Raw genomic sequence first — 26,176 nt, 5'->3', positions numbered from 1 at the left:
CGGTCGCGCCGAGCGGCGAGCAACCGCAGCCGGCCGCGGCACGCGGTGCCGAAGGTGCGCAAGAGGGCCAGGATCTCCTCGGAGTCGGCCTCGTGCAGCTCGCGAGGGCGGCCCAGCCTGACCTGCCCGGCGGAGCTGGCTGCCAGCGCGGGCAGCAGGTCGGTCCGGTGGTCGCGGTGGGCCTTGGCGTTGCCCGCGAGCAGCTCGCTCGGCAGTGACACGTAGTCGGGGAGGGTCAGCGGCGCTGTGTCGGGCACCCAGGGCTCGACCTGCGCCGCGCGAGCGACCTGTGAGACCCACAGCCGCGGGTCGAACCACGCCAGCTCGACGTCGAGCTGCTCGCCCGTCGTCAGCTGCGTCACCAGGCCCCGTCGTACGCCGAACCAGGACCGCAGCCGCACCTCACCCCCGCGTCGGTGGGCCGACACGTCGAGCACGACCGTCACCGGGCTCCCCGCAAGGCTCGTGAGCGCCGCCCCCACGGCCGGGTCGAGCCGGCCGTGCTCGTCGCACAGGCCCCGCTCGGTGAGGGCGGCGGCCGCTCCACCTGGCCCGCGGTCGTCGACCCGGGCCAGCTCTCGCGTCAGCTGCTCACGGACCTCGCTCGCGCGGGTGCCGGCCAGCCGTCGGGTCAGCCGGTCGTCGAGGTGGTGCGCGTCCGTCCGGATCGGCAGCGGCAGGTCGCCAGCCAGCCGGGCAGCCACCACCAGCTCGGCGAGCCCCAGCCGGAGCCGGCGCGGCAGCAGCGGGACGTCCGCCTCCGACCTGGCCGGGGCGATCCGGAGGACCTTGCTCACAGCCTCACCCCGGGAATCTGGTCGGGCAGGTCGAGCCAGTCCTTGTGGCCGGAGGGAGGCATGGGGGTCTCCGCGAGTCGTTTGGCCTCCTCGTCGCCAGGTGACAGTGCGTCCTTGATGCCGTCGACGACGCTGCCGACGGCGTCCTTCGCCCGATCGATCGCCTCGCTGACGATCGCCCGCACCTGCCGCTCGACAGTGGCGATCAGGTCCAGCAGCCGCTGCACCTCCGCCGCGTGCTCGCGCACCTTTTCTGCCGCCTCGTCGTACTCCCGGGCGACCTGGACCAGCTCGTCGCGCCGGGTGCGGGCGTGCTCCCGCATCCGGTCCGCGGCCACGGACACCCACGCGATCTCCTCGCTGGCGGCGTGGAGCGCCTCGGCCTCGGAACGCAGCCCGCCGGCGCGACGCTCGAGACGCTCAGCCACCTGGCGGATCTTGCGCGGTTCTCCGTACATGGTCCAGAGACTCCCCGTGCCGGCAGCTCACCAAACCCCGGGCTGGCTGCTGTGGAGAAGCGGCTACGACGTGATCAGGTGTTGCGCGCGAAGGCGAGCTCGAGACCGCGCAGCGTGAGGCCGGGCACGTGCGCGGTGAAGCACCGGCAGACGTCGAGCACGATGGGTGCGAGGTATCCCGTCGCGAGCACCTCCACCTCGGTCGGGTCGGCACCGAGCTCCTCGATCATGCGGGCGACCAGTCCCTCGACCTGGCTGGCGACACCGAAGACCATGCCGGACTGGATCGCCTCGACGGTGTTGGTCGCCACCACGGACCGCGGGCGCACCAGCTCGACCTTGCGCAGCTGGGCGCCGCGCCGGCCGAGTGCCTCGAGCGACAGCTCGAGGCCGGGGGCGATCGCGCCGCCGACGTACTGCCCGCGGGCGTCGACCACGTCGAGCGTGGTGGCGGTGCCGCCGAAGTCCACGACGATCGCCGGGGCTCCATGGTCCGTGGCCGCCGCGAGGGCGTTCAGGATCCGGTCGGAGCCGACCTCGCGCGGGTTGTCGGTCCGGACCGGGATGCCGGTCCGGACGCCGGGCTCGACGATGACGTGCGGAACACCACCGAAGTGCCGCACCACCATGTCGCGCCACTCGTGGAGGACCGCTGGCACGGTGCTGCAGACCGCGATGCCGGCGATCGCGTCCGCCTGGTCGCCCAGCAGGCCGCGCAGCAGCACCGCCCACTCGTCGGAGGTACGCCGGTCATCGGTGGCCACCCGCCACTCCGCGAGCACCTGTCCGTCCGCCACCAGGCCGACCACGGTGTGGCTGTTGCCGATGTCGGCGGCGAGCAACGGAGCGGTCATCTCACTGCTCCGTCAGGTCGAACCCGAGGTCGAACACGACGACCGAGTGGGTCAGCGCGCCGACGGAGACGAAGTCGACGCCGGTCGCGGCCACCGCTCCGGCTCGCTCGAGAGTCAGCCCCCCGGACGCCTCGAGCGTGGCCCGACCCCCCGTGATGCGGACCGCCTCGGTCATCAGCTCCGGGGACATGTTGTCGAGCAGGATCCGGTCACACCCCTCGGCGAGCAGCTCCGCCAGCTGGTCGAGGTCGGTCACCTCGACCTCGACCGGGACGTCGGGGAACGCGTCACGCACGGCCCGGTACGCCGGTACGACGCCGCCGGCCGCGATCACGTGGTTGTCCTTCACCATCGCCAGGTCGGCGAGTCCGACCCGGTGGTTGACGCCACCGCCGCACCGGACGGCGTACTTCTGCAGCGCCCGCCAGCCGGGCAGCGTCTTGCGGGTGTCGAGGACCTTCGCACGCGTGCCCTCGAGCGCCGCCACCCAGCGCGAGGTCGCCGTCGCCACGCCGGAGAGGTGGCTGGCGAAGTTGAGGGCGGTGCGCTCCGCCGTGAGCAAGCCGCGGGTCGGGCCGGCGACGGTCATCACGCGCGAACCGGCCTGGACGCGGGTGCCGTCGGGCACACGGTCGCTGATGGTCACGTCGTCGCCCAGCACGAGGTGGAACGCCGCCGCTGCCACGCCGAGACCTGCGACCACGCCGGCCTCCCGGGCGTTGACGTCACCGCGCGCCGTGGCGCCCTCGGCGATGGTCGCGACGCTGGTGACGTCCACCGCGCCGGCAGGCAGGTCTTCCGCCAGGGCTCGCCGGACGTGCTCGACCACGTCGTCGACGTCGAGTCCGGAGCCTTCCAGCTCGGCACGCAGCTCGTCGGGGATCACTCCCAGCCTCCGTCCGTGGGGGGCGCGGCGCGGAACGAGGTCTGCGGCCGGCCGCGGTCGAGCACCACGTCGATGTGACCGGCCCACTCGTCGTCGTCGCGCTCCGGGAAGTCCTCACGCCAGTGGGAGCCACGGGTCTCCTCCCGAAGCGCGGCGGCCGCGGTCAGTGCCTGGCTGATCGTCAGCAGGTTGGTGGTCTCCCAGGCGTCCGGGCCGGGCTCGCCGCGCAGCTGCGACGCCAGCGCGTCGAGGTCGCCGACGGCGTCCGCCAGGCCCTTCTCGGACCGCAGGACGCCGACCTCCCCGGTCATGACCTCCTGCACGTGTCGCCGTACCGAGCCGGTGACCAGCCCGGCGTCCCGACGGTCGTGGACCGGCTCGGACCACGGTCGCAGCTCGCCCGGCAGCACCTCGGCGATCCGACGCGAGAAGACCAGACCCTCGAGCAGCGAGTTGGACGCCAACCGGTTGGCGCCGTGAACGCCGGAGCAGGCGACCTCGCCGGTGGCGTACAGGCCGGGGACACCGGCGCGGCCCCACAGGTCGGTGGCGACGCCGCCCGACGCGTAGTGCTGGGCGGGAGCCACCGGGATCAGCTCGGTGACCGGGTCGACGCCGTGCTGCCGGGCGGTGGCGAGGATGGTGGGGAACCGGCGCTCCCAGAACGCCCCACCGAGGTGACGCGCGTCGAGCCACATGTGCGGCCGGCCGGTGTCGTTCATCCGGCGGGTGATCGCCTTGGCGACCACGTCGCGCGGCGCGAGGTCGGCGAGGTCGTGGACACCCTCCATGATCCGGCGACCCTCCCAGTCGACCAGGAAGGCGCCCTCGCCGCGGACCGCCTCGGAGATCAGCGGCTGCTGGCCCTCGGAGTGCGCACCGAGCCACATCACCGTGGGGTGGAACTGTACGAACTCCAGGTCCCGGAGCCCGGCGCCCGCACGCAGCGCGAGCGCCATCCCGTCACCGGTCGCCACCGAGGGATTGGTGCTCTGCGAGAAGACCTGACCGAGCCCACCGCTGGCGAGCACGACCGATCGGCACAGGACGCGGCCGACGCCGTCGACCTGGCCCTCGCCGAGCACGTGGACGGTGACGCCGGCGACCCCGCCGTCGTCGGCGGGGAGCAGGTCGACGGCCAGTGCGTGCTGGATGACCTCGATGTCGGGGGCGCGCTCCACGGCGGCGATCAGCGCGCGTTGGATCTCGGCGCCGGTGGCGTCACCGCCGGCGTGGGCGATCCGGTCGCGATGGTGTCCACCTTCTCGGGTCAGCGAGAGGACGCCGTCGTGCTGGTCGAACACCGCGCCCCAGCTGATCAGCTCGTGCACCGCCTCCGGCCCCTCGTTGACGAGCACCCGGACCGCCTCGCGGTCGCACACACCGGCGCCGGCCACGAGCGTGTCGTGCTCGTGCTGTGCGGGCGTGTCACCGGGGCCCAAGGCCGCCGCGATCCCGCCCTGTGCCCACTGCGTCGAGCCCGCGTTGAGCACGTCCTTGGTGACGACCAGGATCTTGTCGACCTGGCCGTAGAGCCGGAGCGCGGCTGTCAGCCCGGCGATGCCGGAGCCGACGATCACGACATCGGCGCGCGTCGTCCACCCGGGCTCGGGCGCCGTCAGTCGCGAAGGGATCACCGGCTGATGATGTCACCGCGGGCGAGCTCAGGGCTTCCGAAGGTCTCCGCGGGGTCGGAGCCGGTCGCGGTCAGCGCGTTGTCGGCGTCGACGAACACGATGTGCGGCTGCATCTGCCTGGCCTCCTCGGTCGTCACCTGCGCGTAACCGATCAGGATCACGACGTCGCCGGGATGCACCAGCCGCGCCGCCGCGCCGTTGATGCCGATGACACCCGAACCGCGCTCGCCCGCGATCGTGTAGGTCTCCAGCCGGGACCCGTTGGTGACGTCGACGATGTACACCAGCTCACCGGGGAGCAGGTCGGCTGCGTCGAGCAGATCCTCGTCGACCGTGACCGAGCCCACGTAGTGCAGGTCGGCCTGCGTGACGGTCGCGCGGTGGATCTTGCTCTTCATCATGGTGCGCAGCATCAGTGGGCTCCTCCGAGAACCAGGCCGAGATTGTCGATCAGACGCGTGCCACCCACGCGTGCGGCGATCAGGATCCGAGCCGGCGTGCCCTCGGGGATGGCAGCGGGCAGCTCACCGAGCTCGGGGTCGGTGATGACGAGGTAGTCGAGGTCGACGCCGTGTGCCTGCCGCTGCTCGGCGCGCGCAGCCTCGAGTGCTACGTCGTACCCCCAGGCCGCAGCCGCCCGAGCGGCGAACAGGGTCCGGCTGAGCGCGACCGCCCGGCGCCGGGACTCCGGGTCGAGGTAACGGTTGCGGGAGGAGAGGGCGAGCCCGTCGGGCTCCCGGTGCGTCTCGGCCCCGACGACGTCGACCGGGAGGCACAGGTCGGAGACCATCCGACGGATCAGGACCAGCTGCTGGTAGTCCTTCTCGCCGAAGACGGCCAGATCGGGCTGCACCAGCCCGAACAGCTTGGCGACCACGGTGAGCACGCCGCGGTAGTGACCGGGCCGGACCCGACCCTCGAGCACCTGCGCGAGGGGGCCCGGGTCGATGGTGACCTGCGGGTCGCCACCCGGGTAGACCTCGGCGACGTCGGGGACGAACACCACGTCGACTCCTTGCTCGCGGCAGGTCTCGAGGTCCGCGTCCAGTGTGCGCGGGTACCGATCGAGGTCCTCGCCGGGCCCGAACTGCAACGGGTTGACGAAGATCGAGACCACCACCCGGCCGTCGGCTCCGACCTCCTCCCGGGCGCGGCCCATCAGGCTGGCGTGGCCGGCGTGCAGGGCACCCATGGTGGGCACGAACCCCACGCGGGCACCGTCGCTCCTCGCCTCCCCCAGCAGCTTCGCCAGCTCGTCGCGGGTGTGCGCGACGGCCGGCGCTGTCGTGGGCTCCATCATCCGCCCGCGTCAGCTGGTGCGCGTGGACGCGGCGGTCCCGACGGCGGCGTCGAGCAGGTCGCGGATCTTCGCGGCGCGGATCGGGAGCACCCGGCCGTCGGTGACGACGCGGTCGAGCGTGGCGCGGCCGAGCGCGACGTACGACGGCAGCGTGTCGGGAGCGTTGCGGGCAACCTCGGCGAGGTGGTCACGGACGGTCTCGACGTCGCCCCGCACGATCGGGCCGGTGAGAGCGGCGTCGCCCTGCTCGAGCGCATTGTCGAGCGCGGCCTCGAGCAGCGGCCGCAGCGTGTCGGCGGGGCGTTCGGCGCCGGACGCCGACAGCAGCTCCATCGCCTGGCTGACCAGGGTGACCAGGTGGTTGGCGCCGTGGGCGAGGCCGGCGTGGTAGAGCGCGCGCTTGTCCTCGGGGACCCAGATCGGCCGTCCGCCGAGGTCGGCCACGAGGCGTTCGGCGAGCGGGCGCTCGGCGTCGCCGACGGTGACGCCGAAGACGCAGCCGGCGAGCCGCGGCAGGTCGATCTCGGTGCCGGTGAACGTCATCGCCGGGTGGAGGGCCGCCGGCCGGGCCCCGACGGCCACCGCGGGCGCGAGCACGGCCAGGCCGTGCCGGCCTGACGTGTGGACGACGTACTGGCCCTCGCGGATGGCGCCGGACGCGGAGAGCATGGCGACGACGTTGGACAGCATGTCGTCGGGGACCGTGAGGAGCAGCAGATCGCTGGCCCGGGCAACAGCCGAGGGCTTGTTCATCGGCACACCCGGCAGCAGGGTCTCACTGCGTCGACGGGAGGCGTCGGACTCGCCGGCGACGGCGACGACCTCGTGACCGGCAGCCCGAAGGGATGCTGCCAGCACGGCGCCCACCCGGCCGGCGCCGATGACGCCGATCCGCAGGGGCTCGCTCGGGGGAAGGGTCGAGCTGCTCATGGGTCGAACCTCTCGTTGCAGTCCCTCCGCCATCCGTGGCTGGTGCCACGGACCGGTACGGGTACCAGACGATTGCTGTTCGGTTTGTTCCGTCAACTGATGAGTCAACGCCGAGGCTACGCGACCGTCTTCCCGCTGGGAACGGACCGCGAGAGTCGCCAAGATCACACCGCGGGTGTGCTCAGGACTGAGTCGCTGGGCGATTCAGTTCCGAGTGCAGGACCCCCGCCCCCGGTCTGGGAGGATGCCCGCCATGGTGGAGCGGGGTGGTCCCGGAGCGAGGCAGCCTGTCGCGCGACCCTGCGTGGTGGCGTTGCTCGCGGGCGGCACCGGCACGCGGATCGGCTCCGAGACACCCAAGCAGCTGCTCACCGTGGCCGGTCGCACGCTGCTCGAGCACGCGTTGCGCGCCTTCCACGCCCACCCCGGCGTCGACGCGATCACGCTCGTGATGGCGCCGGGACACCTCGACGAGGCCAGGTCGATCGTGCGAGCCGGTCGGTACCACGACAAGGTCACCGCGGTCGTCGAGGGCGGGGCGACCCGCAGCGACAGCACCCGCGCTGCGCTCGCAACCTTGCCCGCACGCCCCTGCCACGTGCTCGTCCACGACGCGGCTCGGCCGCTGGTCACGGCGCGGATCATCACCGACTGCCTGGCGGCGCTCGCGGCGTACCCGGCCGTCAACGTGGCGATCGAGTCCGTCGACACCCTGGTCACCGTCGATCAGGCCGGGTTCGTCGTCGACTCGCCGCCGCGGGCGTCGCTGCGCCGGGTCCAGACGCCGCAAGGATTCCACTCGGAGGTGCTGATCGAGGCGTACGCGCGGGCAGCCGCCGATCCCGACTTCACGGCGACCGACGACTGCAGCGTCGTCGCGCGGTACCTGCCCGACCAGCCGATCGTGGTCGTCGCGGGCGACGAGCGGAACCTCAAGGTCACGACGCCGGTCGACCTCGAGATCGCGGCGGCACTGCTGCGCGACGGGAGTCGGTGAGCCGTGCCCCTGCTGAGCGTGGTCGTCCCGGCGTACCAGGTCGTCGAGTGGCTCGAGGAGTCGCTCCGCAGCGTCCTGGACCAGTCGCTGCGGGACCTCGAGGTGGTCGTGGTCGACGACGGCTCGACCGACGGCACCGGCGAGCTCGCCGACCGGATCGCGGCTGCTGACCCGCGGGTGCGGGTGCTCCACCAACCGAACGCGGGTCTCGGCGCCGCCCGCAACGCCGGCACCGCCGCTTCCACCGGTGAGCTGCTGACCTTCGCCGACAGCGACGACCTCGTCCTGCCGGGCGCCTACGAGCGGCTGGTCGGTTCGCTGCAGGCGAGCGGCTCGGACCTCGCGATCGGGGCGGTCGAGCGGCTGCGCGGCACCGAGACGTCCATGACGCCGCTGATGCGTGTGAACCACCGCGCGCCGCTCGTGGGTGCACGGATCGACGACGCGCCGCTGCTGCTCGCCGACGTCTTCGCGTGGAACAAGGTGTTCCGACGGGCGTTCTGGGACGAGCACGGCCTGCAGTTCCCAGGCGGCCGCACGCGGTACGAGGACCAACCGACGATCACCGAAGCGCTGGTCCGGGCCAGGATCGACTCGCTGGTGGAGCCGGTCTACCACTGGCGGGTCCGCGACGACGGCTCCTCCATCAGCCAACAGCGCGGCGACATCAGGGATCTCGCCGACCGGCTGCGGACCAAGAGCTGGTCGCTGGACACGGTGCGCGACCACACCCGGCCGCCCACCGCTCGGCTGTTCGTGCGTCGGGTGCTGCCCATCGACATGTGGGAGTACTTCCGCTCCGTGCCCGGGTGCACCGACGACTACTTCGACCTGCTCCGCCACGGCGTCAACGAGCTGTGGCTGCCCGACGGCGTGCCGTTCGAGCAGACGGCACTGCCCCTGCGGCAGCGGATCATGGGCTGGCTCGTCGGGCGCGGGATGCGCCGCGAGCTGGAGGAGTTCTTGGTGTGGCTCGATGCCCAGCCCAGCCCGCTGCCCACCCGCGAGGTCGGCGGACGGATGGTGGTGGACCATCCGTTCGCCGACCACCCGGACCTGCCGGACGAGCTGCGGACGCCCTGACGGCGGGACCCTACTCGAGCAGGCCTTGCTCGGTCAGGAAGTCGCGGGCGACGTCGTCGGCGGTCTCGCGGTCGACGGCCACCCGGCCGTTGAGCTCGGTGAGGTTCTCGGTGGTGAGCACCCCCATCAGGGCGTTGAGCGTCTCCTCGACGTCCGGGTGCTCGCCGAGGAACTCCGAGCTCACGGCGGGCACGAGGTTCTGCGCGGGCTGGATCGCCTGGTCGTCCTCGAGCAGCACCAGTCCCTGGCTCTCCAGGGTGCCGTCGGTGGTCGACGTGAGCCCGAGCTGCGACTCGCCGCTCAGTACGGACTCGTAGGTCTGCTGACTGGCGAACCCGAGCGGCAGGACCTCTTCGATGTCGATCCCGTAGACCTCCTCGAGGCCACCGGCGCAGTCGGCGCGGCCCTCGCAGTCGGGCGCGGCCGCCAGGGTGACGGTCTTGCCCTCGAGGTCGGACAGGGTGGTGACGTCGTTCTGCTCGGAGAACTCCTGGGTGACGAAGAACGCGTTGGTGTCGGTGGCCTCCGACGGCTCGAGCAGCGTGATGCCCTGCTCGTCGAGCAGGCTCTGTGCGTTGCCGATCGACTCGGCTGCGTCGGAGGTGGTGAGCGGGTCGGCGTCCGCACCGTTCACGGTGGTGTTGAGGAAGTCGACGATGCCGCCGACGTACTCGGGCACCACGTCGACCTGGCCGGGGAACTGCTGCATGTACACGTCACGGGTGTCCACGAGGTTGACGCCGACGGTGTAGCCGGCGTCGTCCAGCAGCAGCGCGTACATGGCGGCGACCAGCTCGGCCTCGGGGAAGTTCTGGCCGGAGATCGACACCTCACCGCCGCCGCCTCCTTCGGAGGTCGTGGCGTCGGGCGACTCCTCGGGCTCCGCGAGCTCGTCGCCGGCGCACGCCGTGGCGAGGAAGAGTGAGCCGAGAGAGACGAGGGCAGCGATCGAGCGTCGTAGGTGCATTTCGTTTCCTTCTGTGTCCCGCGGGGAGCCCCCGCGCGTGTCCGGATTGCGCTCAGCCGGTACCGGCCTCCAGAAGCGTATGCCCCTCCCCCGACAACGCCCTCCCCCGCGGGGAGGAACCGCGGATCGGATCGGCCAGCCGCTGCAGGTATGCCGCCGCCACCTCGAGCACCAGGGCCACCAGCGCGACCACGATCGCGCCGGCGATCCCCTTCGGGTAGTTGGATCGGTAGAAGCCGTCGGTGATGATCCGCCCCAGGCCCGGTCCTGCGACCAGGGCGGCGATCGTCGCGGTCGCCCAGACCTGCACCAGCGCCAGCCGGACGCCGGAGGCGACCAGCGGCAGGGCCAGCGGCAGCTCGATCCGGAAGAACAGCTGACGGCCGGTCATCCCCATCCCGCGCGCGGCCTCCTTCACGTCGCCCGCGACCTCACGCACCGCGACGTAGGACTGGGTGACGATCGGCGGCAGCGCGAACAGCATCAGCGCGATCAGAGTGGCCAGTCCGGCGCGCCCGTACGGGCCGAACTCCGCCGTCCCCGGCCAGTCCGCGATCACCAGGAGCGCGAGCAGCGCGAACGTCGGGATCGCGCGCCCGACGTTCGAGATGTTGATCGCGAGGAAGCCGCCCCGGCCCAGGTGTCCGAGCCACAGCGCGATCGGCAGGCCGACCAGCATCGCGAGCGCGAGTGCCGTGCCGGTGAGCAGCAGCTGCTCGAGCAGCCGGGAGAGCATCCCGTTGTCGCCCGTCCAGCTGGCCGGGTCGGTGAGGTAGCGCCAGGTGTCGGCGAAGACGTTCATCCGGGGTCCCCGCGGAATCGTGGGATGGGGGAGCGAAGCGGAGGAATCGCGCGATTTCGTGGGGTGGTGTTCATGTCGGTTGACCTCGGGTCCACGGCGTCAGCAGTCGTTGCATCAGCACGATCAGCACGTCGAAGACCACGGCGAGGACGACGCACAGCACGGCCGCCGCGAAGAGCTCGGCGCGGAAGTTGGTGTCGACACCGTCCTTGATCAGGTTGCCGAGACCGCCGTACGACACCAGCGTCCCGATCGTGGTCAGCGCGACGGTGGAGACGGTCGCCACCCGCAGCCCCGCCATCATCACCGGCAGCGCGAGCGGCAGCTCGATCCGCAGCAGCAACCGCCGGCGGCCGTAGCCGAGGCCGGTCGCGGACTCGCGCACGTCGTCGGGCACGGACTGCAGGCCCGCCAGCATCGCGCGCACCAGGATCGTGAGCGCGTAGAGCCCCAGGCCGATCACGACCGTGGTCGGGGTGAGCCCGGTGAACGGCACGAGGAGCGGGAACAACGCGAGTGAGGGGATCGTGTAGAGGCCGGTGCTGACGCCCAGGATCGTCGACTCGAGGCGGGTGTAGCGCCGCGCGAGCAGGGCCAGTGGGAACGCGATGACCACGGCGAACGCGACCGCTGCGATCGTGATCAGGACGTGCTCGACGGTCGCGTCGACCAGCTCGTCCTGCCGGTCCACGAGGTACTGCCAACAGATCCACTCGTTCGTGAGCCGGCTGTAGCAGCTCGGCTCGACGGCGCTGGGCAGGAGGGCCGCCGCCGGTAGGGTCACGGCCATGGACGTTACCGCCACCGGGTCGGACGTACCCCCGATGATCCGGCTGTCGGGTGTCGGGAAGACCTACGAGGACGGGACGGTCGCGGTCCACGAGCTCGACCTCGAGGTCGCCGCCGGGGAGCTCGTCGTCCTGGTCGGGCCGTCCGGCTGCGGCAAGTCCACTACGCTGAAGATGATCAACCGGCTGATCGAGCCCACGACCGGCACGATCGAGATCGACGGGCAGGACGTCACCCGCTCCGACCCGGTCCAGCTGCGAAGGGGCATCGGCTACGTCATCCAGCAGGTGGGTCTGTTCCCGCATCAGTCGATCGAGACGAACGTGATGACGGTGCCGCTCCTGTACGGCGAGTCCAAGGCGACCGCCCGCGACCGCGCCCACACCCTCATGAACCTCGTGGGGCTCGAACCGGCGACGTACGCCGGGCGGTACCCCCACCAGCTCTCAGGCGGCCAGCGGCAGCGGGTCGGCGTGGCGCGGGCCCTCGCGGCCGACCCGCCGGTGCTGCTGATGGACGAGCCGTTCGGTGCGGTCGACCCGGTGGTCCGGGTACGGCTGCAGGACGAGTTCCTGCGGCTGCAGCAGGAGCTGGGCAAGACCGTGGTGCTGGTGACGCACGACATCGACGAGGCCGTGAAGATGGGCGACCGGGTGGCGGTGTTCGCGGCGGGCGGCCGACTCGCCCAGTACGCCACCCCGGCCGAGCTGCTCGCCCGGCCAGCCGACGAGGTCGTCTCCGACTTCGTCGGGTCGACGTCCGGCCTGCGCCGGCTGTCGGTGACGCCGCTCGCCCTGGAGCACCTCGAGCCGATGGACGGCGTCAGCGCCGGCGACCTGGGTGCCGCGATCGACCTCGACTCCACGTTGGAGCAGGCCCTCGCTGTGATGCTCCGGGACGACCGACCGATGGTGGGGGTCAAGGACGGCGCCAGGTTCGTCGGAGTGCTGACCCCCCTCGGCGTGCACCAGGCGCTCCGCGCGTCCTTGGCGGAGTGATGTCGCCGGCCCGTCCTGCCGTTTGGACACAAACGGCAGACCCCCGGGACAGTGATTGGGCAGAAACGACATGCGAGCTCGGCGTGTCGTCGGCGTTTGTGTCCAAACGGCAGGCCCGACGCCCTCAGGCCATCGGCACGTCCCGGTGCCAGGACTCCGTGACGTACTTCGTCTCCCACCCCAAGGACGTGTAGAGGCCCTCCGCGCCGGTCGGTGAGTCGGCGTCGACCTCGAGCCCGACGCGGTCGCGACCGCGGGCGGCGGCGTCGGCGATGATCGTGCGCAGCAGGGACTTTCCGACACCCTGGCCGCGGGCGGCGTCGAGGACGCCGATGTAGGAGACGTAGGAGCCGTCCGGACCGCCTTCGGTCTCCGCCAGGGTGCCGACCAGCGCGCCGACCGGCGCCGGCCCGAGCCCCTCGCCCAGCGAGTCGTCGAGCTCGGCGAGCCACCAGTGGTCCCAGCGGTGGCCGGGATCCTGCCGGAGCCGGTGCACGAACTCCGGGAACGTCTCCTCCCACGAGTTGAAGTGGTCTCGGAACGCCTCTTCGAGCACCTGGTGCACGGCCTGGACGTCGACCGCGTCGGGCAGGCCGTCCGGCGTACGGCGGACCAGCCTGATCGTGACCCTGCCCTGGCGCCAGCCGGCCGGGTCGGGCACCAGTCCGGCCTCGTCGGCCGTCACCGGGCGGCTCATCTGCAACCAGCGTCGTACCCGCCGGAAGCCGGCTGCCTCGAGCCAGCCGTGTTGACGGTCGTCGTCGGCGAACGCCCCGGTGTCGATCTGCTGGACGTCGACGTCACGGGCGGCGCCCACTGCGCGCGCCTGCTGCTCGGCCCACGAGAAGAGGAGGGACGAGCACGCCTCGGCCACTCCGTCGCTGAGCGAGCGGTCGACGACGTGGCCGAACAGCATCCGGCCCTGGGCGCGGTCGTGCACGCTCCCCCACGCGCGGACCTCGCCGGCGGGGTCACGCAGCACGACGTTCTCGCGCATCCGCAGGCTGCGCGCGGAGACCTGGGCGAGCACGTCGTCGACCGACGCGGCGGCCCAGCCGCGACCGCTCCGCTCGTGGGCGCGCAGCAGCTCGGTGAGGCGGACGACCACGGCCTCGTCGGTCGGGTCGGGCGGCTCGGCGCGCCAGCCGTCGATCCAGTGCTCGGAGTCCGCGAGGAGACCGTCAGGGTCACTGTGGAACCGGTTGTCCTCGGGGATCACGAGGGGCGATTGTGCCACCACGCCTGAGCGCGGCGTGTGCCTGAGAGTGCGCCGGGGCGCACTCTCAGGCACACGAGGCGGGATGGGTCAGGCCCTGAGCCGGTGCGGCTCGGACTGCCAGGCCAGCAGCTCGACGCGGGCCACGTCGAGCTCCTGCTCGAGCTCGGCGACCCGCACCAGGGCCTCGGCGGCGCGCTCCTCGGCGTCCTCGAGCCGAGCCGAGACGGCGCGGCCCTCCTGCTCGGCGACCTCGGCCCGGCGTGCCTCGGCGTTGAACTTCAAGGTCGCCTCGGCGGCCCGCTTCTGGGCCGCCGACAGCGCGACCTCCAGCTCGGACAGGGCGAGCTCCTGCTGGTCCACGCGGGTGCGCATCGCGGTCGCGAAGGCGGCGTGCTCCTCGGTGCGCCGGTCGGTGAGGTCGCGGTACGCCGCGGCCTGGGCGGCTCGGTCGCGAGCGGCCTCGCGCCGGGCCTGGATCAGCTCGGTGTGGGTGATCCGGGTGGCGGCGACGCCGAGCACCACGGAGGAGATGGCAGCGAGCGCCTGGAACCAGGCGGAGCCACCGAGGAACGCTACGGTCACGAGGATCGTGGCGCCCGTGAGCAGGGCAACGGCGACGGACAGCCTGGTGCTGCGCTGTCGCCGGCGAGCGGTCGGGGAAGACATAACCCTGAGGTTATGTCTCCTCGTCGTCGGAACGGATGCGACACGCTCGTTCGAGGAGCAACCCTCCGACCACGATCAGGGCGCCGGCGAAGGCCGCGAGGAGCGACCGGACGATCCGTTCGCCGCCCAGCTCGGCCGCGACACCGAGCCAGCTCACGGCGTATCCCGCATAGCCGCCGGCCACGAGCCCACCGACCAGCACCGAGGCGCGCGCCAGCACCAAGCGGTTGACCGCGTGGTGCGGCTCGAGCCAGCGCCGGTGCACGTGGACCGTCCGGTGGGTGACGTACGCCGTGGCGAGCAGCACGGCGGCGACGACGAAGAGGGCGGCCGGCTGCAACCAGCTGACGACCGGCGGGTTGCCGAACCGGTCGGAGATCGGGTGCAGCAGCCAGCCCGCGACCAGCCCGACCATCACCGATCCGCCCACGACGGCCGGTCCGGTGGGGCGCAGGTGCCCGTCCGGTGGCTCCTGACCGGACGGTTCGGTCATTGCACCTCGAGCGTGAGGTCGTCGCGCCGGCGCACCCCCGAGGTGTCCAGACCCGCCAGGAGGTCGGCGATCGGCCCCGCCTCGGGGAGCTCGGCCTCGGGCTCGACGTCGTGCCACGGGACCAGCACGAACGCCCGCTCCTTGGCGCGCGGGTGCGGCAGCTTCAGCTCGTCGTCGCTGCGTCGGTCGCCGACCACGATCAGGTCGATGTCGAGGGTGCGAGGCGCGTTGCGGATCTCCGAGCGCTCCCGGTCGAAGGCGTCCTCGACGGCGAGTGCCCGGTCGAGCAGCCGGTGCGCCGCGAGCGTGGTGTCGAGGAGCACGACCGCGTTCAGGAACGGCTCGGAGCCTGCGGGAGCGTCGACCGGGTCGGTCTCGTAGATCGGCGAGACGGTGGTCACCCAGACGTCGGGAGTGTCGGCCAGTGCGTCGATGGCACCCTGCAGGGCGGTCAGCCGCTCGCCGAGGTTCGACCCGAGGGCGAGGACGGCGCGGCGGATCGGGCGCATCTCGCCGGTCAGGGTGTCGGCATCGATGATGTGCGGGTTGGGCGTCTCGGTCACTGGGTGGTCCTCGCGTCTCTCCGGATCGTCAATGCCACGTCGGCGAAAGCCGACGCGATGGGCGCCTCGGGTTTGTGGACGGTCACGCGAGCCCATTCAACACGACGGTCGATCAGGCACACGTCGGCCACCCGTACCGCCAGCGTCTCGATCAGGTCGACCGGGTCGGACTCCACGGCGGCTTTCACCTTCCCGACGAGGCTTCCGTAGTCCACGGTCTCCTGCAAGTCGTCCGAGGCGGCCGCGGAGCGGGTGTCCACGCCCAGTGTGAGGTCGATCACGAACCGCTGACCCTCGCGGCGCTCGTGCTCGAAGACACCGTGGTGGGCGTAGCACTCGATCCCGGTCACGCTCAGCTCGTCCATCGCTCCTCCTCCAGTCGCGCCCACACCTTCAGCGCGTCACGGCTCGCGCGGACATCGTGGACCCGGATCCCCCACACGCCCCGCTGGGCCAGCAGGACGGTGATCGCGGCGCCCGCTGCCTCGCGGTCGTCGACCGGTCGCGGGACGCCCTCGGCATCGGCGAGCAGCGCGCCGAGGAACGACTTGCGGCTGGCGCCGACCAGCAGCGGGAAACCGAGCCCGGCGATCTCATCGAGCCGCGCCAGCAGCGCCCAGTTGTGCTCGGCGGTCTTGGCGAACCCGAGACCAGGATCGAGCACCAGGCGCTCGTCGGGGATGCCTGCGGCGCGCGCCGCCGCCACCCGTTCGCCGAGCTCGCGGCACACGGCCACGACCGCCCCCTCGTCGTACGACGCCAGGGACTGCATCCGGTCGGCGTGGCCGCGCCAGTGCATGGCGACGTAGGTCGCCCCCGACGCGGCGACCACGTCGAGGATGGCGGGGTCGGCCAGGCCGCCGGACACGTCGTTGACGACCGTGGCGCCTGCGTGGAGCGCCTCGCGGGCAACCTCTGACCGCATGGTGTCGACCGAGACGGTCGCGTCACCGGCCAGCCCCTCGATCACCGGCAGCACGCGCGAGAGCTCCTCGTCGAGGCTCGGGCGGACCGCCCCGGGGCGCGTGGACTCACCCCCGATGTCGAGCAGGTCGGCCCCGTCGGCGAGCAGCCGCCGCCCGTGGGCCACCGCCGCGTCCGGTGCGAAGTACCGACCGCCGTCGGAGAAGGAGTCGGGGGTGACGTTGACGACCCCCATCAGCAACGGTGTCGGCGGTGTCACGGGGGCAGGCGTCGACATCGGGCTCAGGGCCTCCGGTGGATGAGCGCCATCGCCTCGGACCGGGTCGCGGCGTTGTGCATCTGGCCGCGGACGGCCGAGGTGATCGTGCGGGCCCCGGCCTTGCGGACGCCCCGCATCGTCATGCACAGGTGCTCGGCCTCGATCACGACGATCACGCCGCGGGCCTCCAGGAGCTCCATCAGCGAGTCGGCCACCTGGGTCGTGAGGCGCTCCTGCACCTGGGGCCGCTTGGCGTAGACGTCGACCAGCCTGGCCAGCTTGGAGAGGCCGGTGATCTTGCCGGACTCGGCCGGGATGTAGCCCACGTGCGCGACGCCGGTGAACGGCACGAGGTGGTGCTCGCACATCGACCACAGCTCGATGTCGCGGACCAGCACCATCTCGTCGTGGCCGATGTCGAACGTCGTGGTCAGCACGTCCTCGGCGGCCTGCCGCAGACCGGCGGTCAGCTCGGCGTACGCGCGGGCGACCCGAGCCGGGGTGTCGTGGAGCCCCTCCCGTGCTGGGTCCTCGCCGATCGCGATCAGCAGCTCGCGCACCGCCGCCTCCGCGCGGGCCTGGTCGAAGGGCGGGACCTCGTCGGGCCGGCGGTCCGGGCAGGCGACCGGGTCGATCATGCGGACATCATGCCGTCGTCAGGCCGTCGTGGGCGGGCTGGGCGGGTCTGCCGGAGGTCCGACGCCGCCGCCTCCGTGGACGTCGCCGCCGCTGCCCGGTGGCGTGATCACGACACCGGCCTCCGCGTCGTCGTCGAGCGGCGTGCCGTTCGCCGCGGCGCGGTCGCGGACCTCCTGCGGGATCTCGATCGGCGGGATGGTCGAGGGCAGCCGGTTCGGCGAGCCGGTCCAGGCCGGCCGCTCGGGACGGCGCCGGAGGGCGGCGAAGATGTCGGCGACCTCCTGCTTGTCGAGGGTCTCCCTGTCGAGCAGCGCCAGCACCAGGGAGTCGAGAACGTCGCGGTTCTCCTCGAGGACGTCGAACGCCTCCTGGTGGGCGGCGGCCACCAGCTTCTTGACCTCCTCGTCCACCTTGGCCGCGACGTCCTCCGAGTAGTTGCGCTGGTGGCCGATGTCGCGGCCGAGGAACGGCTCAGCGTTGGAGTCGCCTAGCTTGACCGCCCCGAGCACCTCGGTCATGCCGTACTGGGTGACCATCGCGCGCGCCAGGTTGGTGGCCTTCTCGATGTCGTCGCCGGCGCCGGTGGTCGGATCGTGGAAGACCATCTCCTCGGCCGCACGGCCGCCCATCATGTAGGCGAGCTTGTTCAACAGCTCGCTGCGGGTCTGGGAGTACTTGTCCTCGTCGGGCAACACCATCGTGTAGCCCAGGGCCCGGCCCCGCGGGAGGATCGTCACCTTGTGCACCGGGTCGCTGCCGGGAAGCGCCGCGGCGACCAGGGCGTGGCCGCCCTCGTGGTAGGCGGTGACCAGCTTGTCCTTCTCATTCATCAGCCGGGAGCTGCGCTGCGGGCCGGCGATGACGCGGTCGATGGCCTCGTCGAGGCTGTGGTTGGTGATCTGCTTCTCGCCGTTGCGGGCCGTGAGCAGCGCGGCCTCGTTGAGGACATTGGCCAGGTCGGCGCCGGTGAAACCCGGCGTCCGGCGGGCGATCGACAGCAGGTCGATGTCCGGGGTCATCGGCTTGCCGCGCGAGTGGACCTGCAGGATCTTGTGACGACCGTCGAGGTCGGGGGCGTCAACACCGATCTGGCGGTCGAAGCGGCCGGGACGCAGCAGCGCCGGGTCGAGCACGTCGGGCCGGTTGGTGGCCGCGATCAGGATCACGCCGCCGCGCACGTCGAAGCCGTCCATCTCGACCAGCAGCTGGTTGAGGGTCTGCTCGCGCTCGTCGTGGCCGCCACCCATCCCGGCGCCGCGGTGACGACCGACGGCATCGATCTCGTCGATGAAGACGATCGCCGGCGCGTTCTCCTTGGCCTGCTCGAACAGGTCGCGGACTCGGGAGGCACCGACACCGACGAACATCTCGACGAAGTCGGAGCCGGAGATGGAGTAGAACGGCACTCCGGCCTCACCCGCGACGGCGCGAGCCAACAGCGTCTTTCCAGTTCCGGGGGGTCCGTAGAGCAGCACACCCTTGGGGATCTTGGCGCCGACCGCCTGGAACTTCGCCGGCTCCTGGAGGAACTCCTTGATCTCGCCGAGCTCCTCGATCGCCTCGTTGCAGCCGGCCACGTCGGAGAAGGTCGTCTTCGGCATGTCCTTGGTGATCAGCTTCGCCTTCGACTTCGCGAACTGCATGACGCCGCGGCCACCGCCGCCCTGCATGCTGTTCATCAGCCAGAAGAAGACGACCAGGATCAAGATGATCGGCAGGAAGCCGGCCAGGATCGACCCGAGCACCGACGGCTTGGCGATCTCGGTGGTGTACTCGTCGATGTTTCCGGCGTCGACCTGGCGCCGGACCTCGGCCTCGATCTCGACCTGCGTGTCGCTGAGCCAGTAGGCCATCACCTCGCCGCCGCCCTCGCGATCGACGGTGTTGTCGAGCGTGGCCTCGATCACCTGGTCGCCGTCGATGAACTTGATGTCATCGACCTCGCCGGCCTCGATGTACTCGATCATGCGCGAAGTGCTGATCTCGTCGTGCTCGCCGGTGGGGACGAGGTACTGGAGGGCGAGCAGGACACCGGTCACGGCGAGGATGCCGATGACCCAACGGTTGAGGAGGATCCGCTTCACGTATTTCTCTCGACTGGACTGCGACGGGTGAATCGACCGACGACGCTACCCGGCGCCGGAGGCGTCCATTCTCGCAGGCGGGACCAACGGGGGCGAACCGTGAGGGGTGCGTCCTCCGGCTTCCGCCGGCGTGAGTTCCCCGCTCAGCCGGGGAACCAGTGACCTCGATGCCTAAATTTGACCCTACAAGTCCGTGAATCCCCGCCTGGCCGGGGAAACCCCGCGGCGCGAGTCGCGGTCACGAATAGACGTGGGGCGCCAGCGTGCCGATGTCACGCAGGTTGCGGTACTTCTCGCGGTAGTCGAGGCCGTAACCGACGACGAACTCGTTCGGGATGTCCCAGCCCACGTACTTCACGTCGACCGGCATCTGCTGCGCCTCGGGCTTGCGGAGCAGGGTGCAGATCTCGACGCTCGCCGGCGCGCGGGACTCCAGGTTCGAGGTGAGCCACGACAGGGTCAGACCGGTGTCGATGATCTCGTCGACGATCACCACGTGACGGTTGCTGATGTCGGTGTCGAGGTCCTTGAGGATCCGGACCACGCCGCTGGACTTCGTGCCCGAGCCGTACGACGAAACGGCCATCCAGTCCATCTCGATGTGCCGGCCGAAGCTGCGCGCGAGATCGGCCATCACCATCACGGCGCCGCGGAGGATGCCGACGATCAGAAGGTCCTTGCCCTCGTAGTCGGCCTCGATCTCGCGGGCCAGCTCCGCGAGCCGCTGCTGGATCTGCGCCTCCGTGTAGAGGACGTTGACGAGGTCGTTCTCCACCTGGGACGCGTCCATGGGACGGCAGCCTAGATGACCGGTTCCCGGACCAGATCACGGCGACGACCCCGACCAGAACCCGAGACTGATCCCGAGACATAGATGCGGCCCTCACCGGGGGGGTGGGAGGGCCGCACCGCCATCCTGCGGCCCCGACCGGTCCCAGGGGAACCGAAATCGTCGCAAATGGCCCGAACGGGTCATGAAGGTCTGTCCGACGGGACGAACGCGAGCCGCCCCTCGCGCCGGACCGCCCGCAGCCGGCCCGGCAGGTCCACGCCGACCTGACCCCGCCACCGGCACACCAGGTCGTCCGTGGCCAGCAGGTGACCGTGCGTGAGGTCGCTGGGGATCGCACCCGCCCGGAGCGCTCCGAGCCGCAGCACGCGGAGCCGCAGCGCGTCCGGGAGCGTTCCCAGCCGGCCGGCGGGCAGCTCGTGGTCCACCACCAGCTCGTCGTACGCCGCGGCCGCCTGGGCGTCGAGGAGCTCGACGTCGGCCCGCAGCTGACTGGCGGTGCGGGCCAGGGTCTCTGCGACGCCCGGGCCGAGCTCTCGCTCGAGCATCGGCATCACCTCGGTGCGGATCCGGGCTCGGGTGTAGGCGGGGTCGCTGTTGTGCGGATCGGTCCACCACTCCAGTCCCTCGGCACGGCAGACGGCCTCGGTCTGGGCGCGGGTGATGCCGAGCAGCGGGCGCCGGAACCGGTCGAACGCCGGCCGCATCCCGGCCAGCGACCGACCGCCGCTGCCGCGGGTGAGGCCGAGCAGCACCGTCTCGGCCTGGTCGTCGAGGGTGTGGCCGAGCAGCACGGCGGCGGCCGCGAACCGTTCGGCCACCTCCTCCAGCACGGCGTACCGCGCTTCGCGGGCGGCGGCTTCGGGACCCTGGCCCGATGCCTCGACCGTGACCCTGACGGCGACCGTCTCGTCGACCCCGATCGTCACCATCTGCGCGATGACGGCGTCGGCGCGCTCTGCCGATCCCGCCTGGACGCCGTGGTCGACGGTGACGCCCACGATCCGGCAGGGACGCTCGCGGGCCTCGAACACGGCCGCCGCCAGCAGCGCGAGCGAGTCGGCGCCCCCGCTGCAGGCGACGAGGACCGGCTGGTCGCCGACGTCGGTCAGCGCCCGCCGTACGGAGCCCCGGACCGCGGCCAGCGCCGGGTCGAGGCTCACAGCACTCGGGCGACCCAGGAGTCAGGGTCGGCGATCTCGGCCTTGCTGGGGAGGTTCTCGGGCCGCTCCCAGACCGCGTTGAACTCCGGCATGCCGGTCTTGTCGACGACGCCGCGCACGAACTTCGCACCGTCGCGGTACTGCGCCATCTTGACGTCGAGGCCGAGCGCCTTGCGCAGCACCCGGTCCAGGACACCGACCCCCTTGCGACGGCGGTCGAAACCGGCCCGGATGCTGCCGACCGACGGGATGACGGTCGGCCCCACGCCGTCCATGACCACGTCCGCATGTCCCTCGAGCAACGACATCACACCGGTGACCCGGTCGAGGATCTCCTTCTGCTCCGGTGTGCTGAGCACGTCGAGCACGCTGCCGCCACCGCCGCGGACCGCCTCGGTGATCCGCTGCAGGCCGTCCTCGAGCAGGCTGCCGGGGTCCATGGTGTCCGCGAGCGCACGGATCTCGCCGAACAGGTGCTCACGCATCCATGGGACTGCGGTGAACTGCACCCGGTGGGTCTCCTCGTGGAGGGCGACCCACAGCCGGAAGTCGGATGGGACGGCGTTGAGCTCGCGCTCGACGTGGACGATGTTCGGTGCGACCAGCAGCAGTCGACCGGCAGGCTCGTGGAACGGGTCGAACTGTCCGAGCACCTTCGAGGCCAGGACGCCGAGCAGCAGCCCGACCTCGCCCCCGGTGACGCGCGCGCCGACCGCGCGGCTCATGCCGGTGGGTGCGCCCTTCTTCTCCTGGAGCCGGTCGATCACCGGCGCGAGCATCACGGCGAACGCCTCGGTGTTGGCGCGGACCCAGCCCTGTCGGTCGACGACCAGGACCGGCGCGGTGCGCTCGGCGGCCGCGAGCCCGGTGAACTCGCGGACCAGCCCGGTGGAGCGGTCAGCCGCGGCGCGCAGCTCGTCGACGGCGCCCTGCGCCTCCTCGGCGGTGACCACCGGACCGTTGCCGGCGACCCGGCCGCCGATGGAGACCGCGAGCTCCCAGTCGACCATGCTCATACCGGGACCCTACGCGTCATCTGCAACCGGCACCGGGGCTCTGCTCAGCGCGAGCAGCGGCACGCTCCGAGTGCGCCGGCGAGGTTGTCGAGGTCGACCTGAGCGTCGACCGAGTTCGACACGCGGATCCGGTCGGCAGCGAGGACGAACACCATCGGTGTCCCCAGCTGGTCGGTGGCGATGCCGGCGAGGCTGCGGACCCCGCCGAGGGTGCCCGTCTTGGCACGCACGCGCCCCAGGCCGGCGGCGGGTGCGTCCGCGAACCGGAACGTGAGCGAGCCGGTGAAGCCGCCCACCGGCAGGCCGGTCAGCACCGCCCGCAGCTCCGGCTGCTCGGCCGCCACCCGCAGCACCTCGATCAGGGTGGACGTCCGCAGCCGGTCCTTCCGGGACAGGCCGCTGCCGTCCCGGATCACCGCGCCGTCGAGGGGGACGCCGAGCTCGCCCAGCGTCTTCCGCACACCCCGCGCCCCGCCGGCGAACGAGCCGTCGCCGCTCACGGTCAGGCCCACGTGGTGCGCCAGGACCTCGGCGCCCTCGTTGTCGCTGACCAGGATCACGTGCTCGACGATCTGGGACAACGGCGGGCTGCTGACGCTCGCGACCGTCCGGGCGGCCGCGGGGGCACGGTTCGGGGTCGGCGTCCCCTGCACCCTCACGCCGTGCTCGGCGAGGGCCGCGGCGAAGGCGGCTGCTGCGTCCGCTGCGGGGTCGGAGACCCGCTCGGACCGGTCGGCCGCGAGGCCCTCGTCGACCCACAGCGCACTGATCGGGGACACGATGCCGTCGACCAGGTAGTCATCGCGCCAGTACGGGTTCTCGGCGGGGCCGGTGAAGAGCGAGGCGTCGTACGCGAGACGCACCGGCTTCCGGCGCCCCACGGCGGCCGCGGTCTCCTCCGCGAGGGTCTGGACGTCGGCGACGCGAGGCCAGTCGTCAGCCGGGCGACGGGCGAGCATCGGGTCGCCGCCGCCCACCAGCGTGAGCCTGCGTCCGTTCGCGACCACGGTGGTGTCGAACCGGTGGTCGGGGCCGAGCGCAGCCAGCACGGCGGTCGCGGTGAGCACCTTCATCGTCGAGGCGGGGGTGAAGGCGGCATCTCCGGTGGAGTACGCCGGAGGGCCCTCGCCGAGCGCCGCGACCGCTGCGTGCACGGACCGGCCGAGGTCACGGTCCTCGAGGGCGGCGGTCAGGGTCCGGCGTACGGCGGCAGGACGGAGGCGTCCGGGACCCGCCGCCTCGGCGACCGGCTCCGGCGCGGGTACGGCGGCGAGGTCCATGCCGTCCGGCGGGGGTACCGCCGCAGGCTCGGTGACGGGGTCGGGCGTCTCGTCAGCCGCCCAGCGGTCGGCGACGCCGGTGAGGTACGCGGCCGCCGCTCCGCCGAGCAGGAGCAGCACCAGCAGCACCGGTAGCCACGACGCCCTTCTCGGCGCGTGGCCTCGGTCACGCTTTCCCACGGTCGGCCCTCCTCGGCTGCGTGTTCGGCCCAATTGTGCGGGACACTGGTTCCGGCCCGGACACGCCGGTGCCGTGCACTGGGAGGACAGACGTGCTCGAGTTCGACGTGTTGGTGGAGATCCCCAAGGGTGAGCGCAACAAGTACGAGGTCGACCACAAGACCGGCCGGATCCGGCTGGACCGGATGCTCTTCACCTCCACGGCCTATCCCGCCGACTACGGCTTCATCGAGGACACCCTCGGCCAGGACGGTGACCCGCTCGACGCGCTGGTCATCCTCCAGAGCCCGACCTTCCCCGGCTGTGTCATCGCCTGTCGCGCGATCGGCATGTTCCGCATGACCGACGAGGCCGGTGGCGACGACAAGGTGCTGTGCGTCCCCACCCACGACCCCCGCCTCGAGCACTTGCGCGACATCAACCACGTCTCGAAGTTCGACCGGCTGGAGATCCAGCACTTCTTCGAGGTCTACAAGGACCTCGAGCCCGGCAAGTCCGTCGAGGGCGCCGACTGGGTGGGCCGGACCGAGGCCGAGGCCGAGGTCGAGGCGTCGTTCAAGCGCTTCCAGGAAGCTCAGACCCACTGACGTTCACTCAACCGACGAGCTCGGGTGAGCGGAGCATCTCGGGGGGTACGCCGAAGGCGTCGACCAGGTCGACGGCGAGCGGGCGGATCTTGCGGCACAGGTCGTTGACCTCGCGGGTGATCGCCTTCGACCGCTGGGACGAGAGCCGACCGTGCTCCATGAACCAGCCCCGGTCGGCCTCGATCGTCGACAGCGCGAACAGGTCGCAGAGCAGGTTGAGTGCCACCTTCTGGTCGCCGTCCTCGAGACCCGCGGTCTTGTCGACGAACGCGTCGAGCACCCACCGCTCGACGTGCGCGCGTGCGGCCGCGATCACGTGGTCCTGCACGCGCGAGAAGACCTCGCCCGGGTTCTCGCCGGCGTCGATGCCGCGCTTGAGCCGGCGGGCGACGCCGGAGAGCAGGTGCTCCTCGCGGAACCGCAGCATCATCCGCTGGTAGTCGGGGTCGAGCAGCCCGGCCTCCTGGTCCCATTGGTCGCCACCGGGCAGTACGTCGCGCACCCGCTCGATCAGCTTGTGGACCGCGGTCCGCTCGATGACGGTCTCGACGGCGAGCCCCGCGACGAACCGGACCATGCCGAACTGGTCCAGGTCCTCGAACTCACTGGCGTAGTCGGTGAGCAGCCCCTTCGCGACCAGCTGCAGCAGCACGTGGTTGTCGCCCTCGAACGTCGTGAAGACGTCGGTGTCGGCCTTGAGCGCGGCGAACCGGTTGAGGGCGCGGTACCCCTGGCCGCCGCACGCCTCCCGGCACTCCTGGATCGTGCGAGTGGCATGCCAGGTGCCGAGCGCCTTGAGGCCGGCCGCCTGGGACTCCAGCTCGCGACGGCGGTGGTCGTTCTCGCCGACCTCGGGCGCCTCGGTCCGGGTGAAGACCTCGTGCAGCTCGAGCGCGACCACGTCCTGCGCGAAGTGGAACGCGTAGGTGCGGGCCAGCAGCGGCAACAGCCGCCGCTGATGGAGGCCGTAGTCGAGGAGCAGCTCCTCCTGCTCAGCAGAGGTGGCGTTGAACTGGCGCCTCCGGTCGCCGTACCGGACGGCGATGGCGAGCGCGACCTTGGCGGCGTTGATGCCGGCGCCTCCGACGCACACGCGGCCCTGGACCAGGGTGCCGAGCATCGTGAAGAAGCGCTTGTCGGGGTTGTCGATCGGGCTCTCGTAGCGGCCGTCCGGCGTCACGTCGGCGAACTGGTTGAGCAGGTTCTCCCGCGGCACCCGTACGCCGTCGAAGGTGATCCGGCCGTTGTCGACGCCGTTGAGCCCCATCTTCAGGCCGTCGTCCTCGATCGTGATGCCGGGCAGCACCTGGCCGTCCCGGCGCATCGGCACGAGGAGCGCGTGCACGCCGTGCCCGGTGCCGCCGACCTCGAGCTGCGCGAACACCACCCCCAGCTCTGCGTGCCGGGCGGCGTTGCCGATCCAGTCCTTGCGCGCCGACGGGTCCGGGGTGGTGATGACGAACTCCGCGGAGCTGGGGTCGTACGTCGCGGTGGTGCCCAGCGCCTGCACGTTCGAGCCGTGGCCGACCTCGGTCATCGCGAAGCAGCCCATGGTGCGGCCGGTGATCAGGTCCCGCAGGTAGGCGTCGTGGTGGGCCTTGGTCCCGAGCTGGAGGATCGCCCCGCCGAACAGCCCGAACTGCACCCCGATCTTCACGAGCACCGACAGGTCACCGAAGGCGAGTGTCTCGAACGCGGCGATCGAGGCGCCCAGGTCACCGCCCCCGCCGTACTCGGTCGGGAAGCCCATGCCGGTCTGGCCGGTCTCGGCCATCATCACCACGACGTCCCGGACGCGCTCGCGGAAGTCGGCGG

The 26,176-nt window shown here is 71.7% G+C and carries 28 protein-coding genes; 4 read left to right on the top strand and 24 right to left on the bottom strand.

Annotated features, from left to right (window positions below; genetic code table 11):
• From VFZ39_RS07220 to VFZ39_RS07185, 8 genes are all read right to left on the bottom strand, one after another.
• A partial coding sequence (locus tag VFZ39_RS07220; protein WP_330865058.1) for a hypothetical protein occupies positions 1-797 on the bottom strand: 797 nt, incomplete at its 3' end.
• On the bottom strand, positions 794-1,255 hold the full coding sequence (locus VFZ39_RS07215; RefSeq protein WP_330865057.1) for a hypothetical protein: 462 nt from the start codon (positions 1,253-1,255) through the stop codon (positions 794-796). The genes VFZ39_RS07215 and VFZ39_RS07220, both read right to left, overlap by 4 nt.
• 74 nt (positions 1,256-1,329) lie before the next feature.
• Positions 1,330-2,109 carry a type III pantothenate kinase gene (locus VFZ39_RS07210; RefSeq protein ID WP_330865056.1) on the bottom strand — a complete coding sequence of 260 codons (780 nt, stop codon included), beginning with the start codon at positions 2,107-2,109 and terminating at the stop codon, positions 1,330-1,332.
• 1 nt (position 2,110) lies between these two features.
• Positions 2,111-3,001, bottom strand: coding sequence for a carboxylating nicotinate-nucleotide diphosphorylase (gene nadC / locus VFZ39_RS07205; protein ID WP_414690269.1), 891 nt, complete (start codon positions 2,999-3,001; stop codon positions 2,111-2,113).
• Complete coding sequence (locus VFZ39_RS07200; protein ID WP_330865054.1) at positions 2,992-4,632, bottom strand: L-aspartate oxidase; 1,641 nt, start codon at positions 4,630-4,632, stop codon at positions 2,992-2,994. Before VFZ39_RS07200 ends, nadC begins: the two co-directional genes overlap by 10 nt.
• On the bottom strand, positions 4,629-5,045 hold the full coding sequence (gene panD / locus VFZ39_RS07195; RefSeq protein WP_330865053.1) for an aspartate 1-decarboxylase: 417 nt from the start codon (positions 5,043-5,045) through the stop codon (positions 4,629-4,631). The genes VFZ39_RS07200 and panD overlap by 4 nt, the downstream gene beginning before the upstream one ends.
• Positions 5,045-5,932 (bottom strand): pantoate--beta-alanine ligase, encoded by an 888-nt coding sequence (panC, locus tag VFZ39_RS07190; protein ID WP_330865052.1) that lies wholly within the window; start codon positions 5,930-5,932, stop codon positions 5,045-5,047. Before panC ends, panD begins: the two co-directional genes overlap by 1 nt.
• 9 nt (positions 5,933-5,941) lie before the next feature.
• On the bottom strand, positions 5,942-6,862 hold the full coding sequence (locus tag VFZ39_RS07185; protein WP_330865051.1) for a Rossmann-like and DUF2520 domain-containing protein: 921 nt from the start codon (positions 6,860-6,862) through the stop codon (positions 5,942-5,944).
• Between the two features lie 253 nt (positions 6,863-7,115).
• On the opposite strand from VFZ39_RS07185, the gene ispD reads away from it, so the two are divergent.
• The gene (gene ispD / locus VFZ39_RS07180; RefSeq protein WP_330865050.1) at positions 7,116-7,859 is read left to right on the top strand and encodes a 2-C-methyl-D-erythritol 4-phosphate cytidylyltransferase; all 744 of its coding nucleotides are present in this window, start codon (positions 7,116-7,118) and stop codon (positions 7,857-7,859) included.
• Positions 7,860-7,862: 3 nt separating this feature from the next.
• Positions 7,863-8,942 (top strand): glycosyltransferase family 2 protein, encoded by a 1,080-nt coding sequence (locus VFZ39_RS07175; RefSeq protein WP_330865049.1) that lies wholly within the window; start codon positions 7,863-7,865, stop codon positions 8,940-8,942.
• A gap of 10 nt (positions 8,943-8,952) precedes the next feature.
• Here the strand turns inward: VFZ39_RS07175 and VFZ39_RS07170 are convergent, their stop codons facing one another.
• The 3 genes from VFZ39_RS07170 to VFZ39_RS07160 form a co-directional block, all read right to left on the bottom strand.
• On the bottom strand, positions 8,953-9,909 hold the full coding sequence (locus VFZ39_RS07170) for an ABC transporter substrate-binding protein (protein WP_330865048.1): 957 nt from the start codon (positions 9,907-9,909) through the stop codon (positions 8,953-8,955).
• Positions 9,910-9,961: 52 nt separating this feature from the next.
• Entirely contained in the window at positions 9,962-10,711 is a 750-nt protein-coding gene (locus VFZ39_RS07165) for an ABC transporter permease (protein ID WP_330865047.1), read from the bottom strand.
• Between the two features lie 70 nt (positions 10,712-10,781).
• Positions 10,782-11,495: an ABC transporter permease gene (locus tag VFZ39_RS07160; RefSeq protein ID WP_330865046.1), complete on the bottom strand. Its 714-nt coding sequence runs from the start codon at positions 11,493-11,495 to the stop codon at positions 10,782-10,784.
• Positions 11,496-11,499: 4 nt separating this feature from the next.
• Here VFZ39_RS07160 and VFZ39_RS07155 point away from each other — a divergent pair, with 4 nt between their 5' ends.
• A complete protein-coding gene (locus VFZ39_RS07155) occupies positions 11,500-12,498 on the top strand; it encodes an ABC transporter ATP-binding protein (RefSeq protein ID WP_330865045.1) in 999 nt (332 codons plus the stop codon).
• Between the two features lie 124 nt (positions 12,499-12,622).
• On the opposite strand, the gene VFZ39_RS07150 is transcribed toward VFZ39_RS07155, so the two are convergent.
• The 12 genes from VFZ39_RS07150 to dacB form a co-directional block, all read right to left on the bottom strand.
• Entirely contained in the window at positions 12,623-13,717 is a 1,095-nt protein-coding gene (locus VFZ39_RS07150) for a GNAT family N-acetyltransferase (protein ID WP_330865044.1), read from the bottom strand.
• Between the two features lie 87 nt (positions 13,718-13,804).
• The gene (locus tag VFZ39_RS07145; RefSeq protein WP_330865043.1) at positions 13,805-14,383 is read right to left on the bottom strand and encodes a hypothetical protein; all 579 of its coding nucleotides are present in this window, start codon (positions 14,381-14,383) and stop codon (positions 13,805-13,807) included.
• Positions 14,384-14,393: 10 nt separating this feature from the next.
• Positions 14,394-14,876: a DUF3180 domain-containing protein gene (locus VFZ39_RS07140; protein WP_330865042.1), complete on the bottom strand. Its 483-nt coding sequence runs from the start codon at positions 14,874-14,876 to the stop codon at positions 14,394-14,396.
• Positions 14,873-15,439, bottom strand: coding sequence for a 2-amino-4-hydroxy-6-hydroxymethyldihydropteridine diphosphokinase (gene folK / locus VFZ39_RS07135; protein WP_330865041.1), 567 nt, complete (start codon positions 15,437-15,439; stop codon positions 14,873-14,875). The genes VFZ39_RS07140 and folK overlap by 4 nt, the downstream gene beginning before the upstream one ends.
• A complete protein-coding gene (gene folB, locus VFZ39_RS07130; protein WP_330865040.1) occupies positions 15,436-15,804 on the bottom strand; it encodes a dihydroneopterin aldolase in 369 nt (122 codons plus the stop codon). Before folB ends, folK begins: the two co-directional genes overlap by 4 nt.
• A complete protein-coding gene (gene folP / locus VFZ39_RS07125; protein WP_330865039.1) occupies positions 15,792-16,640 on the bottom strand; it encodes a dihydropteroate synthase in 849 nt (282 codons plus the stop codon). The genes folB and folP overlap by 13 nt, the downstream gene beginning before the upstream one ends.
• A gap of 5 nt (positions 16,641-16,645) precedes the next feature.
• Positions 16,646-17,260: a GTP cyclohydrolase I FolE gene (gene folE / locus VFZ39_RS07120; RefSeq protein WP_330865038.1), complete on the bottom strand. Its 615-nt coding sequence runs from the start codon at positions 17,258-17,260 to the stop codon at positions 16,646-16,648.
• Positions 17,261-17,278: 18 nt separating this feature from the next.
• Positions 17,279-19,345 (bottom strand): ATP-dependent zinc metalloprotease FtsH, encoded by a 2,067-nt coding sequence (gene ftsH / locus VFZ39_RS07115; protein WP_330865037.1) that lies wholly within the window; start codon positions 19,343-19,345, stop codon positions 17,279-17,281.
• A 238-nt stretch (positions 19,346-19,583) separates the two neighbouring features.
• Positions 19,584-20,135, bottom strand: coding sequence for a hypoxanthine phosphoribosyltransferase (gene hpt / locus VFZ39_RS07110; RefSeq protein WP_330865036.1), 552 nt, complete (start codon positions 20,133-20,135; stop codon positions 19,584-19,586).
• 182 nt (positions 20,136-20,317) lie between these two features.
• Positions 20,318-21,298: a tRNA lysidine(34) synthetase TilS gene (gene tilS / locus VFZ39_RS07105; protein WP_330865035.1), complete on the bottom strand. Its 981-nt coding sequence runs from the start codon at positions 21,296-21,298 to the stop codon at positions 20,318-20,320.
• On the bottom strand, positions 21,295-22,314 hold the full coding sequence (locus tag VFZ39_RS07100; RefSeq protein WP_330865034.1) for a zinc-dependent metalloprotease: 1,020 nt from the start codon (positions 22,312-22,314) through the stop codon (positions 21,295-21,297). Before VFZ39_RS07100 ends, tilS begins: the two co-directional genes overlap by 4 nt.
• Before the next feature lie 44 nt (positions 22,315-22,358).
• Positions 22,359-23,774, bottom strand: a complete 1,416-nt coding sequence (gene dacB / locus VFZ39_RS07095; RefSeq protein WP_330865033.1) for a D-alanyl-D-alanine carboxypeptidase/D-alanyl-D-alanine endopeptidase — start codon at positions 23,772-23,774, stop codon at positions 22,359-22,361.
• A 92-nt stretch (positions 23,775-23,866) separates the two neighbouring features.
• On the opposite strand from dacB, the gene VFZ39_RS07090 reads away from it, so the two are divergent.
• Positions 23,867-24,361: an inorganic diphosphatase gene (locus VFZ39_RS07090; protein ID WP_330865032.1), complete on the top strand. Its 495-nt coding sequence runs from the start codon at positions 23,867-23,869 to the stop codon at positions 24,359-24,361.
• Positions 24,362-24,368: 7 nt separating this feature from the next.
• On the opposite strand, the gene VFZ39_RS07085 is transcribed toward VFZ39_RS07090, so the two are convergent.
• A partial coding sequence (locus tag VFZ39_RS07085; RefSeq protein WP_330865031.1) for an acyl-CoA dehydrogenase occupies positions 24,369-26,176 on the bottom strand: 1,808 nt, incomplete at its 5' end.

It is taken from the genome of Nocardioides sp. (assembly GCF_036374615.1).
In the GTDB taxonomy this organism is placed as follows: domain Bacteria; phylum Actinomycetota; class Actinomycetes; order Propionibacteriales; family Nocardioidaceae; genus Nocardioides.
Note: the sequence above shows the minus strand (reverse complement) of the source record. Positions and strands in the feature narration are given on the sequence as shown.